Annotated in this window: 11 protein-coding genes; 9 read left to right on the forward strand and 2 right to left on the reverse strand. The window is 39.8% G+C overall.

What is annotated here, in order from left to right:
• Positions 1–13 precede the first annotated feature (13 nt).
• Positions 14–1,453 (reverse strand): APC family permease, encoded by a 1,440-nt coding sequence (locus JWQ54_RS14855; protein WP_299586078.1) that lies wholly within the window; start codon positions 1,451–1,453, stop codon positions 14–16.
• A 243-nt stretch (positions 1,454–1,696) separates the two neighbouring features.
• Here JWQ54_RS14855 and JWQ54_RS14860 point away from each other — a divergent pair, with 243 nt between their 5' ends.
• The gene (locus tag JWQ54_RS14860) at positions 1,697–2,905 is read left to right on the forward strand and encodes a multiheme c-type cytochrome (protein ID WP_299586081.1); all 1,209 of its coding nucleotides are present in this window, start codon (positions 1,697–1,699) and stop codon (positions 2,903–2,905) included.
• Between the two features lie 106 nt (positions 2,906–3,011).
• On the opposite strand, the gene JWQ54_RS14865 is transcribed toward JWQ54_RS14860, so the two are convergent.
• Positions 3,012–4,766 (reverse strand): lysophospholipid acyltransferase family protein, encoded by a 1,755-nt coding sequence (locus JWQ54_RS14865; RefSeq protein ID WP_299586083.1) that lies wholly within the window; start codon positions 4,764–4,766, stop codon positions 3,012–3,014.
• Positions 4,767–4,829: 63 nt separating this feature from the next.
• Here JWQ54_RS14865 and JWQ54_RS14870 point away from each other — a divergent pair, with 63 nt between their 5' ends.
• From JWQ54_RS14870 to JWQ54_RS14905, 8 genes are all read left to right on the forward strand, one after another.
• Positions 4,830–4,973: a hypothetical protein gene (locus JWQ54_RS14870; RefSeq protein ID WP_299586086.1), complete on the forward strand. Its 144-nt coding sequence runs from the start codon at positions 4,830–4,832 to the stop codon at positions 4,971–4,973.
• A 104-nt stretch (positions 4,974–5,077) separates the two neighbouring features.
• Positions 5,078–5,716: a helix-hairpin-helix domain-containing protein gene (locus JWQ54_RS14875; protein WP_299586089.1), complete on the forward strand. Its 639-nt coding sequence runs from the start codon at positions 5,078–5,080 to the stop codon at positions 5,714–5,716.
• On the forward strand, positions 5,713–6,240 hold the full coding sequence (locus tag JWQ54_RS14880) for an adenine phosphoribosyltransferase (protein ID WP_299586092.1): 528 nt from the start codon (positions 5,713–5,715) through the stop codon (positions 6,238–6,240). Before JWQ54_RS14875 ends, JWQ54_RS14880 begins: the two co-directional genes overlap by 4 nt.
• Before the next feature lie 448 nt (positions 6,241–6,688).
• Positions 6,689–7,864, forward strand: coding sequence for an acyl-CoA dehydrogenase (locus tag JWQ54_RS14885; RefSeq protein ID WP_299586094.1), 1,176 nt, complete (start codon positions 6,689–6,691; stop codon positions 7,862–7,864).
• A 1,159-nt stretch (positions 7,865–9,023) separates the two neighbouring features.
• A complete protein-coding gene (locus JWQ54_RS14890) occupies positions 9,024–12,212 on the forward strand; it encodes a SusC/RagA family TonB-linked outer membrane protein (protein WP_299586097.1) in 3,189 nt (1,062 codons plus the stop codon).
• Between the two features lie 21 nt (positions 12,213–12,233).
• Positions 12,234–13,727 (forward strand): SusD/RagB family nutrient-binding outer membrane lipoprotein, encoded by a 1,494-nt coding sequence (locus JWQ54_RS14895; protein WP_299586099.1) that lies wholly within the window; start codon positions 12,234–12,236, stop codon positions 13,725–13,727.
• Positions 13,728–13,898: 171 nt separating this feature from the next.
• The gene (gene rpsU / locus JWQ54_RS14900; RefSeq protein ID WP_183568293.1) at positions 13,899–14,090 is read left to right on the forward strand and encodes a 30S ribosomal protein S21; all 192 of its coding nucleotides are present in this window, start codon (positions 13,899–13,901) and stop codon (positions 14,088–14,090) included.
• 85 nt (positions 14,091–14,175) lie between these two features.
• Complete coding sequence (locus tag JWQ54_RS14905; RefSeq protein WP_299586101.1) at positions 14,176–15,087, forward strand: tyrosine-type recombinase/integrase; 912 nt, start codon at positions 14,176–14,178, stop codon at positions 15,085–15,087.
• Positions 15,088–15,090: the final 3 nt, after the last annotated feature.

Here is a 15,090-nt window from a genome sequence, read left to right on the forward strand (position 1 = left end):
GAACTTCTTTATTCTAAGCCTCCCCGTCAGTTGGAGGGAGGGTTTGGGTGGGGTACTTCTTTTTAAAATACACATACAAAGGAACCCCGCTTAAAATGAGCAGCAAGCCAATAATAGAAGCCTCAGTTTGTGTGATAATAGTATTGATCACCAAAGCGATGCAGAATAAGATGATAATAAAAGGAATTACCGGGTAACCAATTACTTTTGATTTGATGCGGCCCTTTATTTTCATTTGTATCAAACCGCAGGTTGCCAATGCAAAAAAGGCATAGGAGGCAAAAATAACCAGGTTGGTTAATTGATCAAAGGTACCGCTGCAAACCAGTACAATACTCCATATGGCAGAGTAAAACAATGCTATATGTGGTGTACTAAAAGCCGGATGTATCCTTGCTGCTTTTTTAAAGAAAACATTTTCTTGCGCCATGCGGAAATAAACACGCGGGTACGAAATAATACAGCCATTGAGCGCGCCAAAGGTGCACGTCATAATAAGTACAGCAATAATTACGGAACCGGTTTTACCCATCAATATACCTGCAACTTCGGCTGCTGCTATTTTGTTACTACCTAATAGCGCCAGTTGCGATACAGGTAACACTTTCATATAGGCGTAGTTGAGCAGCACATACAAAGTCATGGCTATACCTACACCACCAATAATAGCCAATGGAACATTGCGTTTGGGATTTTTGATTTCGCCGGTAACAAAGGTGATATTCGCCCACCCGTCATAGGCCCATAATGCGCTCAGCATAGCGCCAAATAGTCCGCTGAATAAAGCCGCACCTTCGGGGGGGGATACTGGACTTTTCACAGCAGTAGTAATTGTTGGGTGACCGGTATATAATAAACCAGAAATGATCAACAATAAAATACCCAATATCTTGGCCGATGTTACAATGTTATTTAAAATACCGGCTTTTTTTACACCCCGATAATTTACCCAGGTTAGCAGAATGATGGTAAATACCGCCAGTATTTTAATACCCGAATCGGCAAATGGAAAAACGGCATGACCAATACTGATATCTTTAAAAGCGTATAAAGGATCGGGTAGGGGGATCAGGGTATTAACCGACTGGGCAAATACAAACGAGAGCGCGGCGATAGCTCCGCTGCCAACGATGGTAAAAATGGTCCATCCAAACAAAAAAGCGATAAAGTTTCCATAAATGAGCCTGAGGTATTCGTACACGCCACCCGTTTGGGTAGTCATAGTGGCCAAGCCTGCATAAGTAAAAGCGCCAAACATGGTAATAATGCCCCCAACGATCCAGGCTATTAATATATAGGATTCATTATGAAGCATCTGTGACATCGGAACAATCTTTTTAAACACACCCGAGCCAATCATGATGCCTGCAACCAATAAAATGCCGGTAGGAAGGCCAAGTACCTGTTTTAAATGAACACCTGAGCTTACTGTATCGGGCTTGCTTTCTTGCATAATGTTTTAGGTTAAGTGGTTTGTTTTATAGTGCATTCCCTCTTTTCAGATCTGCCCGCTGTTGCAATATAAGTTAATTTCTAAGAGATATTGTTCCGGAGGATACTGGGTATGATTGACGAACAAATTGATTTTACTTTTTTATTTGCTTTATTTAATTATTGAGGTAAATTGTTGATGGTTTTATAAAACGCTTTTCAACAGACCGAACCAACTTAAACCTTATACCCAGTTAATAAAGACATGCTAAAAAAAAGGACATTTTTTTTACTCTTAGTATCCCTTGTTCCTTTAAGCTTTATTTTAACCCAATGCTTTAACGATACACCAAAGGAGGATCCGCGTGGGGAGCTATATGCAGGCTCTGCAAGCTGCCAAAAATGCCATAGCCAGATTTATGATTCCTATATGCATACTGCGCATTTTCAAACCTCACGCCCGGCATCTCTCAATACCATTAATGGCAGTTTTCATAAAGACTCCAATGTTTTTGAATATGGGAATGGTCTTAAAGTAATCATGAAGCAACGTAACGACAGTCTTTACCAGGTAGGTTACCAGAATGGCAAGGAAACGGAGGGCGAAAAATTTGATATAGCTGTTGGAGGTGTTAAAGCTCAAACTTATCTGTATTGGAAAGGTAAGCAATTGTTTGAGTTACCGGTATCATACTTTGTGGCTTTGCACAACTGGGCCAATAGCCCGGGTTATAATCTTGGTCGCATCAGTTTTGACCGGCCGATACTTAAAAAGTGCCTGGAGTGTCATACCTCCTATGTTAAAGAGTTAGCGCAGGAGCCTGGGTTTAATAAAGCATCGCTGATATATGGTATTGATTGCGAACGTTGTCATGGTCCGGCAGCCAATCATGTAAATTACCATACGGCATATCCCGATGAGAAAAAGGCGAAATACATAGTCACTTATAACTCATTGACCCGTACTCAAAAAATGGATGCCTGCGCGGTATGTCATGCAGGTAATAAGGATATCCCGCAGAAGTCGGGATTTGATTTTGTGATGGGAGATACCCTGCTCAAAGATCCTCATGCTATGCCAGAAAGTTCAAACCCGGCTACGCTTGATGTGCATGTAAACCAAAACGCATTGCTGGCATCAAGCAAATGTTTTATCATGAGCAAGATGGATTGCGGTAGCTGTCATGATCCGCATACTAATCAAAGCCGGAACATAGCTATGTACACCCAAAAATGCCTGAATTGCCATAGCGAGGCTAAACATAACTTTTGTAAAATGGCTGCTCAACTGGGCCCAACTATTAATAATAATTGTATCAATTGCCATATGCCCCAAAAATCATCACACCTAATCAAATTAGAAGCATCCAATGGCAAAGTGAACGTACCTTATCTGGTACGAACACATCACATCAGTATATACCCCGAAGAAACAGGAAAGATACTGGCCTTTATTAAGGCGCAGCATTTGTAATAATATAACTTGTCATGCTGAACGGAGTGAAGCATCTATTCTACGTGCGGCATATTCAATAATAGATCCTTCGTTCCCCAGGATGACAAGCTAAAAAAAATGAATCTTACAAATTCTTACCTAACTTCTCCAATATATCCTGTGGTACTTTTTCCAGGTCGAGTACCAGGAAGCCATCCAGACAATCGGCAAATTTAGGGTCGATATTAAAGCTGATGATTTTGGCATTAAGGGCGATGTATTGACGCAGCAGTACAGGAACTTTCATGTTGCGGGTTTCCACTTCCGATATCAGGTTGTCTAATCCTTTAAAAGAATCTTCGCCAGCCATCAGCAGATCAGTATCTATTTTGGAAAAATCAACTTTGAACTTTTTGCGCGGCTTAACGTACTGTGCCATTTCGTGGTCAAAATGGTTACGGTTTATATAATCAACAATAAGCGATTTGGAGAATTTGGAGAACGAATTGCTGATGCTCACCGGCCCAATCAGGTACCGGTATCTCGGGTTATCGATCAGGAATTTTAAAATACCTTTCCACAGTAAAAACAAAGGCAATGGTTTGGTCTGGTATTCTTTACGGATCCATGAACGACCCAATTCCAGGCTTTTGCGTAAAACAGGGGTAAACTGAGTTTTAAGTTTAAACAGTTCGGTAATGTAAAAACCTTTTTTGCCGACGCTGTAAAATATTTCATCGCCCAGACCTATACGATAAGCGCCTACTATCATTTTAGCTTCAAAATCCCAAATAAAGAGATGATTGTAATAAATATCGTACTCGTCAAGATCAATACTTTTGTTGGTGCCTTCGCCAACATCCCTGAAAGTTACTTCGCGCAGGCGTCCTATTTCTCGTATCACATTAGGGATAACGGATGTTGGAACTATAAATACCTCATAGTTTTTCTCGGTCCATACCTTATAACTTTCGCGCAGCGGTTCTATCTCTTTTTCCAGTATAGCGGTATCAATTTCGGGTGCAACAGCTTCGGGCAGGCGTTTTATTTTAAACAGGTTGCGTGGATTAAATATTTTCTTTTCCTCTTCAAGTCCGGTACCCAGGGCATAAGTACGGGCGCGTAAAAAGTTAAGCAGTTTGGCACTATTATTATGATCCGGGATGTCCTCTACATTAATAGGCTTGCCAATACGAAGCTTAATGGTATGCCCATGTTTATTAAATAGTTCTGACGGTAATTTAGCCGTACGCAGTGCAGGGTGTATCAGGCTTAGCAAGTTAAAAAGCAAGCCGTTATTGCCATGAAAATAAATAGGTACCACCGGTACTTTAGCTTTTGAGATTATTTTGCCCACAACCGGGTGCCATAAGCGGTCGGTTACCTGTTTTTGTTCCACTTTAAAGGTTGATACCTCGCCAGCCGGGAAAATACCGATGGGGGTGCCATTATTTAAAAGCTCCAGCGTGTTTTTCAAGCCACTGATGCTGGAGGAGTGTTCTACATTTTCAAAAGGGTTAACGGCTATAAAATAGTCGCTCAGGTTGGGGATTTTTTTAAGTATGAAGTTAGCCATCAGCTTAGCATCGGGCCTTACCATACATAATATTTTTAAAAGTACCATGCCCTCAATGCCACCATAAGGGTGGTTGGCTATGGCAACAAAGCTGCCGGTTTTGGGTATATTTCTTAACTCGCGTTCGTCAAACTCAATATCAATACCACAGCCCTCTAAAATAGCATCAACAAATTCGGGTCCCTGTTTGGGCTGTGCCTGTGCAAAAAGGTCATTAACCTGGTTAATTTTCATCAACTCCATCAATAAAGCGGCCAGGCCCGGCATATTCAACTTATCTAATTTGGTGGCTTTGGCAAACTCTTCGGTGGTTATTACTTTCATTGTTTAAAAAGGGGTGTTTTAATTAACTTATAAATATCCTGAAAATTTCTTTATTTTAACAATTTGATAAATGCTGTAAATGAAGGCACCTATAAAGAGCTATTTATCCGTAACCAAAAAAGAATGGAACGGAATGGTAGTAGTTATTATTTTAATAACATTGATTTTAGCTGCGCCTTACGTTTATCAAACGTTCCGCAAAGATAATATAATAAATTTTAATGAGTTTGATAAGGCCGTTGCTCTGCTAAGCAAGGCCAAAAAAGTTAATCCGGGCAGTAACTCCTTCCAACGATGTCAGACCTGCAAATGTGGTACTGTTTACTTTTGATCCCAATAATTTAACCGATACCGGCTGGCGGAAACTGGGTTTGAGCGACCGCCAGATCAAGGTTATCAAAAACTATGAGGCTAAAGGCGGCAGGTTTTATACCAGGGCTGATGTAAAAAAGATTTACTCCATAACCGATACCGACTATCAGCGCCTGGAACCTTATATCAATATTCCGGCTATTTATCACCGCACAGAAAAAGCTGCACCAGGTGAGATCATCGAGATCAACAGTGCCGACTCAGCCAAACTAACCCGAATCAGAGGCATAGGCATAGGGCCAACGTTTGCTATGCGCATTATCAGGTACCGGGAACGTGTAGGTGGTTTCTACAATAAAGAGCAGCTGAAAGACGTGTTTGGAGTTGATGAAGCAAAATATACCGAAATAGAGCATGGTGTATCGGTTAATGGTAAACACATCACCAAAATAAATGTGAACACAGCTACTTTTGATCAGCTGAGGCGCTTCCCTTATCTTAGTTTTAAGCAGATGAACGCTATTTTAGCCTACCATACCCAGCATGGCGATTATGAGTCGGTAGCAGATATGAAAAATATTGCCATACTTGATGATGGAATTTTGCGTAAAATTGAGCCATATTTAATTTTTAAATGATAACCCAACAAATAAAAGCAGCCATTCGTGATATTCCGGACTTTCCAAAACCCGGAATTATTTTTAAAGATATTACCCCCATACTAAAAGATCCTGTTTTGTGCGACAATATTGTCAGTGCCTTTGTTGAACAATTAAAGGGCACACGCATTGATGTGATAGCTGGTATTGAAAGTCGCGGTTTTTTATTCGGCTTAACATTGGCTACCAAACTGGGTATTCCCTTTGTACCGATACGTAAAGCAGGCAAGCTGCCATTCACCATTAAACAAAAAGCTTATAAGCTGGAGTATGGTACGGCCATTATTGAATGCCATACCGATGCCTTTGAACCGGGCCAGCATGTGCTGATCCATGATGATCTGTTGGCTACCGGTGGTACCGTAACCGCGGCCAGCGAGCTGATAGCCGAAATGGGAGGGATAGTAGCCGGCTTTTCTTTTGTAGTGGAGCTTGGTTTTTTGAAAGGCCGCGAAAGGATTAAACCAATTAGTGATACGCTGGTTGTGCTGGCAGAGTACTAAATAGTTTTGAGTTTTAAGTGATGAGCTATAGGGACTGATGTTCCGTGTTCGTGTTCGGATGTGCCGAAAACCCGAACAGGGCCCGAACAAAACCCGAACAAAATCCGAACATGGGCACCGTGGTGCCCATGTTCGGATTATCAACTTCCACGTCATTGCGGAGCGTGGCAATCCCCGATTTGTAGAGCCGCTCTGTAAGTAGGGGATTGCCACGCTCCGCTCCAATGACGATTTTTATTTCCAACGCACCTTTTCAATACACTAAGTCCATCACCCTCAAAAAAACTGAAAAATATTTTCACCCTTTCTAACCCCTCAAAAATAACCCTATTTAAACTAAACCTATATTTTATACCAGATACCATTTTGTACTTCTTTTTGCGTGTAACCAGGGTAAAACTAAGCTGATAATTAATCCGTTACTTTGTGGTAACCAATTTAAAAATACATGGATTCTTTATTAACAGACACGCCTGCAGGGTTCGATTTTTCTATAAATGATAACCAGCGTATGGTAGGACAAATGGCCCGGGATTTTGCCGAAAAAAACATCAGGCCATACGTGATGGAGTGGGATGAAACACAACACTTTCCGCTTGAACTATTTAAACAACTGGGCGAACTGGGTATGATGGGCGTTGTTGTGCCCGAACAATACGGCGGCTCGGGTTTTGGATATGCCGAATATGTAACCGTAATTTCAGAGATAGCTAAAGTATGCGGCTCTATAGGTTTGTCGCTGGCTGCACATAACTCCTTATGTACCGGTCATATACTGGCTTTCGGCAACGAGGAGCAGAAACACAAATGGCTGCCCAAGTTGGCTACTGCCGAATGGCTGGGTTCATGGGGATTAACAGAGTCCAACACCGGATCCGATGCCATGGGTATGAACACCACAGCAATATTGGATGGCGACCATTATATAGTGAATGGCTCAAAGAACTTCATAACACACGGTAAATCAGGCAATGTAGCCGTAGTGATGGTGCGTACAGGCCAAAAAGGCGATTCGCATGGCATATCGGCGCTGGTTATTGAAAAGGGTACTGCCGGTTTTACACACGGTAAAAAAGAGAACAAAATGGGCATGCGCGCATCAGAAACTACCGAACTGATATTTGATAACTGCCGCGTTCCCAAAGAAAACCTGCTGGGTAAAGAGGGCGAAGGCTTTAAACAAGCCATGAAGGTATTGGATGGCGGCCGTATTTCTATAGCAGCATTGTCGTTAGGTATTGCTAAGGGCGCGTTTGAAGCTGCCCTGGCCTATTCAAAAGAGCGTAAACAGTTTGGGCAGTCTATCAGCAATTTTCAAGGTATCTCCTTTAAGCTGGCTGATATGGCAACCGAAATTGAAGCGGCTGAGCTGCTGGTTATGCAGGCTGCCGATCTGAAAAATCGGCATCTGCCAGTAACCAAACAAGCGGCCATGGCTAAGTATTATGCATCGGAAGTAGCTGTACGTACCGCTACTGAGGCAGTACAGATATTCGGGGGATATGGTTATACCAAAGATTTCCCGGTTGAAAAATACTATCGCGATGCCAAACTATGCACTATAGGCGAAGGGACATCTGAGATACAAAAAATTGTGATCAGCCGGGAAGTACTGCGGGGATAGTGCGGATGTGAATAGCGGGAGACGCAATCACGTGTCTCTACAAATAAGCATATTATAAATGCCTGATTGTCAGTAGGCTTGGCTTTGTCATGCTTGCTGACAAATTGGCAATTTGACTTTCCGCCTAACTAACTTATTGTGAATGCTTTACTTGACTGTAATTTATTTTACAAAAAAATGTAAAAGCTGCTACTATTTTATTGCTGCCCTTACCAAAACCTGAAACCACTTTTTGTTTTTTTGATTTTAGCATCGATGTTCATGTATGGCAGTTTTTTTATCCTTAAGTACTTGTATTTTTTCTATAATCAGTTTTTTTTATATCTAAAAGCTGATTTTTTTTTGATTTATGCCTGAAAATCAGCGGTAAAATCTAATAATGAGTTTCTTTTTTTTAAGTTTTTTTGATTTTGATAAATTATAAATCCGACACTTTTTTTACAAAAAAACAGATTTTTAGCTGTGGCATGTTTTTAGCCGTTACCCGTACAGAAAGAGTTTAATTGTTCTTAAATCCTAAACCTGTATTGAAAAATCCATGGTGTATATTAAGGATGATAATCGGTTTCTACGAGCTATTAAATTATTATTGTCATTCATCAAAAAATTAAAGTTATGTTAGTTGTATTAGAAGTTGCTGCTTTGTTAGCCGTTATTATTCTTCCATTATTCCCTGCAAAAAAAGTTGCAAAATAATCAGAATATTATTTCTCAATAAACAAAAAAAGGATGGCAATTGCCATCCTTTTTTTGTTTATAATATTATTATTATAGATGTAAGGTTTTACCAGCTATTTTTCTGATTGATTACCTAATGCTAAATTAGCTTGCTGATTTAACATTAACCGGCTTCGGTTATTCAATACTTTTCGTCAGCTGTTTACGGTTTTCATCATCAGGTTTGTATAAAAACAAACAGGGAAAATACCTCGCGTATTTTCCCTGTTTTAATTAACTAAATTACTGTCTTGTTATTAACGAAATGATTAAATAACCTTTGTATAACGTTGACGTTTTTATTTTGTTTCATGGTTATATGAAAAAAAAATAGGTACAAGTTAAAAAAATCATTGTAAAGGAAATGTTACATTAATTATTTGGTTTTATTTCATACTCCCAGTTACATTTACCAGCTTAACTATTAACTAATTTCTTTTATATGAAAAAAAGAATACTTATTATTTTGTGCAATTTATTACTAGCTGTAACCCAGTTATTTGCGCAAAGCCGCACCATTTCAGGTACTGTTACGGCGAAGGAAGATGGGTTACCCCTCCCGGGTGTAACCGTGAAAATTAAAGGGACAACAACAGGTACCCAAACTGGCATCAACGGTAAATTTACCCTAAATGCTCCTGTTAGTGCAACCTTATCATTTAGCTTTATTGGTTATGCTAATAAAGATGTAATTATTAATAATAATACGAATAATCTGAATGTAGCCCTTGAATTATCAAGTCACGGACTAAATGAGGTAATCGTTACTGCCTTAGGTATTTCACGTGAACAAAAATCATTAGGTTATGCTGCTCAGGCAGTTAAAGGTGATGATTTAACGATAACCAAGCAATCAGACTTAAACACTGCACTGGCAGGTAAAATTGCTGGTGTGCAGGTATTGGGCGGTTCAGGTGCCAAATTCGGAACTTCAACCATTCGTATCCGTGGTGTTAACTCCTTATCAGGAGGTAACCCAATTTATGTAGTAAATGGTGTTATTACCGACCCTAACGCGGTAAACAACGATGACATTGAATCTCTTACTGTATTGAAAGGTCCGGCTGCCACCGCTTTATATGGCCAACGGGCATCTGAAGGAGCGGTTGTTATTCAACTTAAAAAAGGTGTTGATAAAGGTGTAGGTGTGTCATTTAACCAATCAACCACTTTTGAAAAAGTTTATCAGCTGCCTAATTATCAAAACGAATATGGTGGTGGTACCAGTATAAAGTGGAACACTTATACTTATGATCCGGCATCATCTCCTACCACAAACGCTGGCTTTAACGGAGTAAAGTATTATGATTACGGTGTTGATGAAAGCTGGGGACCTAAAATGGACGGTACTTTATATGCGCCGTGGTATTTCTGGGATCCAACAAACGCAGGTTATGGTAAGCTAGTGCCATTTGTACCTCAGCCAAACAACGTTCGTGATTTTTACAGAACCGGTGTTACTTATAATACCAATGCTGCGTTTTCAAAAGCGGCTGATAATTATAACTTCCGCGTATCGTACACTAATATTGATCGTACAGGTATTACACCCAATAGCGATCAAAAACGTAATAACGTAGGTTTGAATGGTGAGTTAAAGCTTACTAAGAAATTAACGGTAAGCGCAAATGTTAACTTCTCGCAAATCAATTCAAACAATATACCTCAGGAAGGTTACGCAACCCAAACTACCGGTTCATTCAGCCAGTGGTTTCACCGGGATATTGACATGAGCAAACTTAAAAACTACCAGCGTGCTGATGGTACTTTTACTTCATGGAACATTACCAGCCCTGATGATTTAACTCCTCACTATTGGGATAACCCTTATACAGAGGTTTATCAAAATACCTCTAAATCAAACAGCAACCGTATATACGGTAATATTACCGCTAGTTATCAATTTACAAAAGACTTAGCGGTATCATTGATAGCAAGAGAGGACCTTTTAAACCGTGATGATAATGCACGGGTAGGTTCAGGAACACTTAACCTGGATAGCTATTCTCAAAGCCAATATACTTACAAAGAAAACAACTATGTAGCAAACGTTGCTTACAATCACGTTTTTGGTGATCTGTCAGTAAAAGCTGGTGCATATGCAGAAACCCGTCAGGATCGCTTATTATATACCGGTGGCAACACCAATGGTGGTTTGGCAATACCTGATCTTTACACCTTAGGTAATTCATCAAACGCGCCAACATCATTAAGCTATAATAGCTTACAACGTGTAAACAGTTATTACGCGTATACCTCATTTGGATATAAGAATTTCCTATATCTTGATTTTAACGTACGTAATGATAACTCTTCAACATTGCCTACAGATAATAATTCATACTGGTACGGTGGTCTTTCTGGTTCATTTGTATTTACGGAGTTAATGCCGAAGAATGATATATTTACTTTTGGTAAATTAAGATTGTCAGCAGCCAAGTTAGGTTCAGATGCAACGCCATATCAAATTTATCAGACTTACACTTTAAGTACAACTCCTTACGGTTTGTCGCCTATACAAACAGTGCCAAACACCCTGCCAAATGCAACTCTAAAACCGTCTCTTTCTACCTCTTATGAAGTAGGTACAGAATTGCATTTTATTCAAGACAGGATCAAGTTTGATTTTAACTACTATACACGTACACAAAAAGACCAGATATTGCCATTACCTATTAATGGAACATCCGGTTATTCAACCGCTGTAGTGAATGCAGGTTCTATCAGAAATAACGGTATTGAGATCTCTCTTGGTGGCACACCTGTTAAATCAAAGGATTTTACCTGGAATGTTGATTTTAACATTGCGTTTAACCGTAACAAAATTTTATCACTATATCCTGGCACACTTACTTTACCAGTTGCTCCTGATGGTCTTGGTGGTTATGGTATATCTGGAGGTAATCAGGCTGCCGGTATAAGTAGTTTCGGGTTTACTGGTTCTCCAAGGTTTGGTGTTAATGGTGTAGTTGGGGGCTCATACGGCCAAATTATTGGCTCAGGCTTTATACGTGATAAGAATGGTAACATCGTAGTTGATGCCAGTGGTATGCCAACCTGGAGTAGTACGGTTAATTTAGGTAGCATGCTGCCAAGTTATACCGGTGGTTTTTCAAACTCATTTAATTATAAAGGATTTACATTGGCCTTCTCTCTTGATTTTCAAAAAGGCGGCAAATTTGTATCTGTTACCCAGCAGAACCTGAATGGTTCAGGTCTTGGAGCTGAAACCGTTGGTAATAATGCCAAAGGTAACCCGGTACGTAATGCTGTAGCTGACGGTGGCGGTACCCTGGTAGCAGGTGTTCATGCAGATGGAACGCCAAACACCACTTATGTAGAAACACGTTCGTTATATGAGCAAGTATATAGCCAGATATGGGAAAAATACACCTTTGATGCTTCTTATGTGAAATTAAGAGAAGTTAGCATTGGTTATTCATTCCCCAAAAAGATGCTTGGCAAACTTCCGTTCCAATCTGCTTATTTTGGCATAACCTCTCAAAACCCATGGATGATCTATTCCAAAGTTAAAGGTGTTGACCCTTCTCAACTGCAAACATCCTTTTATGAAGGTGGGCAGTTGCCAAACACAAGAAACTTAGGTTTTAACCTTAAATTAACTTTCTAATAAGATAAGATCAAAAAAATCATGAAAAAACTATTCAATATAAGTAAATATATTATTGGGGCTGGTGTAATTATCCTGGCTTCATGTAAAGTTGGGGGCGATGTAAACGTTAGTCCCAACCAATCGCCAAATGTTCAGACGGGTTATATGTTAAGCAGCTCCATACAGTTTTTAGGTGGCATAAACGGTGCTGGTTTAACAACCAATATCAACTCCTATTGTGGTGAGTTATACTCGCAGTATATGGCAGAAACGTTTTATACTAACGAATCATTGTTTGCATTAAAGCAATATGATTATGCAACGTATTATACCGGCCCGTTACAGGATTTAAAAACTATTATTGCTACTAATACAGATGCGGCAAAGAAAAGTTTGACAACAGTTACTAAATTTGGTTCAAATAACAATCAGATTGCTTCTGCACGTATCCTTACCGCTTTTATTTACCTGACCATTACTGACAGGTGGGGAGATATCCCGTATACGCAGGCTTTAGGTAGTATAGCTAATGTTACCCCAGTTTTTGATGCACAAAAGGATATATACGCTGCTTTGATGAAAGAACTGGATGAAGCACAAAATCAATTTGACAGCGGCGCTGCACTAACCGGCGATATTTTATTTAACGGTGATAACACCAAATGGAAACACTGGGCAAATTCTTTACATGCCGTTATGGCTTTAAGGCTTTCAAAAGTTGATCCAACTACCGGAAAAACAGAATATGCAAAAGCTGTAGCAGGTGGCTTAATGAGTTCAAATGATGATAATGCATCTTACGCTTACCTGGCCGCTTCAACTAACGAGAATCCGTATTATACTAACTATCGTAATGGTCGTTATGATTATGCGGTAAGCAGCTTATTGGTAAATACACTTAGCGGTCTTAGCGATCCAAGATTGGCGGTTTACGCTGCTCCAACCGCATCAAGTACATATGTAGGTCTGCCTTATGGTACATTTGGCGATGCCCTGGGTGCTTATGTTAAAGGTACCCGGACCAAACCAGGTAATATTTCATTAATTGGGATTGGGGTTTCTGCACAGAGTTCACCAACAGTATGGACATCTTATGCACAAACATTGTTTACCCAGGCCGAAGCAGCTCATTTAGGCTGGATATCTGGTGGTGATGGCGCTGCTGCTGATTATTACAATCAGGGTGTAACTGCATCATTAACTCAAAATGGATTAACCAGTACAGATGCTGCAACTTATTTGGCACAAGCTTCGGTAAAATTCTCTGCAAGCACTGCCTTAAATCAAATACTGTTACAAAAATGGATAGCAGGATTTTTAGGTGATGGCTGGGAGTCATGGGCGGAATACCGCAGAACAGGTTTGCCCAAGCTGCTTGACCCTGTACCAGGATCATTAAGCCCGGGCCAGAACATTCCGCGCAGGCAACAGTATCCTCAAACAGAGGCTAATCAAAATGCAGCCAATTACAACGCTGTAATAGCCCGTCAGGGTGCTGATGTTATGAATACCAGGATGTACTGGGATAAATAATATAAACCCGTTAGAATAACTAATAAAGGCCACCAGCGGTGGCCTTTATTAGTTTAAGAGAAATAAACAAGTAGATTTAAAGCTTGATCAATAAAAAAAGCCAAATACTATTTGATTTTCAAATATTTGTACATATCTTTGGCCCTCCTTGAAAGGAGGTATTTAGGAATTATGATCATCATTAACGTAAAAGAAGGCGAATCATTAGATAAAGCATTGAAACGCTTCAAAAAGAAATTTGAGAAAACAGGTGTATTAAGAGAGCTTCGCAGTCGTCAGGCATTCGAAAAAAAATCTGTAACTCGTCGTCATGTTGTTAAACATGCTATTTACAAGCAAAATATGAACTTAGAAACTGTTTAATTCTTGTAAAAGAATTTTTTCAGATTTCTTAACACTATATTAAAACTATTTGTACATTCATTGTCTGGATGTTCAAATAGTTTTTATGTTTTTAGAGCGTTTTATCCAATACATTAAGTTCGAAAAGCGGTACTCACCCCACACGGTATCTGCTTATGAATCAGACCTGGAGCAGTTCATACGCTTTTTGAACAACCCGGATAAGGCCGGCATTGTTCCCGAACCAACTATTACCCATCCCAATCAAATAAGCTATCATGACATCCGTAACTGGATGGTTGAACTTATAGGTCAAAAGCTTACGGCCCGTTCTGTAAACCGTAAAATGGCCACCCTGCGAAAATATTTTAAATTTTTGTTGCAGGAAGGAGTGCTCACCGAGAATCCATCGTCTAAAATACGCTCGCAAAAAATACCCAAAAATCTGCCCGTTATAGTTGAGGATGCCAAGCTAACCCAGATGCTTGATGATAACGAAATATTTACAGATGATTTTACCGGCCAGCGCGATAAGCTGATCATTGAAATGCTGTTTGGGACCGGTATGCGTCTGGCCGAACTGCTGGGGCTTAAGGATCAGGATATTAATGATTATGAAGGCACCTTAAAGGTTTTGGGCAAGCGTAACAAGGAGCGCATCATACCTATCAATACAGAGCTGCGTATACTGCTGGGCAAATACCTGGAGTTAAAGAAAAATCAAAATTTTAATAACAATTCGGTAACATTAATCGTTACAACTAAAGGAGCAGATGCTTACCCCAAACTAATATATTTAATAGTGCAGAAATACCTCTCCAATATATCAACCCAAAGTAAAAGGAGTCCTCACGTACTTAGGCACACGTTTGCAACAAGCTTGCTTAATAACGGAGCCGATTTAAATTCAATCAAAGAACTTTTGGGTCATGCTAACCTAAGCGCGACTCAGATTTATACACACAATTCAGTTGAAAGATTAAAGTCTATTTACAAACAAGCCCATCCAAAGGCGTAATTC

Source organism: Mucilaginibacter sp., assembly GCF_028288225.1.
Taxonomy (GTDB): Bacteria; Bacteroidota; Bacteroidia; order Sphingobacteriales; family Sphingobacteriaceae; genus Mucilaginibacter.

What these genes read in the sequence shown, in the direction of transcription:
- JWQ54_RS14885 (WP_299586094.1), top strand. Translation starts at nt 6,689, where the DNA reads ATGGATTCTTTATTAACAGACACGCCTGCAGGGTTCGATTTTTCTATA.
- JWQ54_RS14895 (WP_299586099.1), top strand. Translation starts at nt 12,234, where the DNA reads ATGAAAAAACTATTCAATATAAGTAAATATATTATTGGGGCTGGTGTA.
- rpsU (WP_183568293.1), top strand. Translation starts at nt 13,899, where the DNA reads ATGATCATCATTAACGTAAAAGAAGGCGAATCATTAGATAAAGCATTG.
- JWQ54_RS14880 (WP_299586092.1), top strand. Translation starts at nt 5,713, where the DNA reads ATGATAACCCAACAAATAAAAGCAGCCATTCGTGATATTCCGGACTTT.
- JWQ54_RS14865 (WP_299586083.1), bottom strand. Translation starts at nt 4,766, where the DNA reads ATGAAAGTAATAACCACCGAAGAGTTTGCCAAAGCCACCAAATTAGAT.
- JWQ54_RS14860 (WP_299586081.1), top strand. Translation starts at nt 1,697, where the DNA reads ATGCTAAAAAAAAGGACATTTTTTTTACTCTTAGTATCCCTTGTTCCT.
- JWQ54_RS14855 (WP_299586078.1), bottom strand. Translation starts at nt 1,453, where the DNA reads ATGCAAGAAAGCAAGCCCGATACAGTAAGCTCAGGTGTTCATTTAAAA.
- JWQ54_RS14890 (WP_299586097.1), top strand. Translation starts at nt 9,024, where the DNA reads ATGAAAAAAAGAATACTTATTATTTTGTGCAATTTATTACTAGCTGTA.
- JWQ54_RS14905 (WP_299586101.1), top strand. Translation starts at nt 14,176, where the DNA reads ATGTTTTTAGAGCGTTTTATCCAATACATTAAGTTCGAAAAGCGGTAC.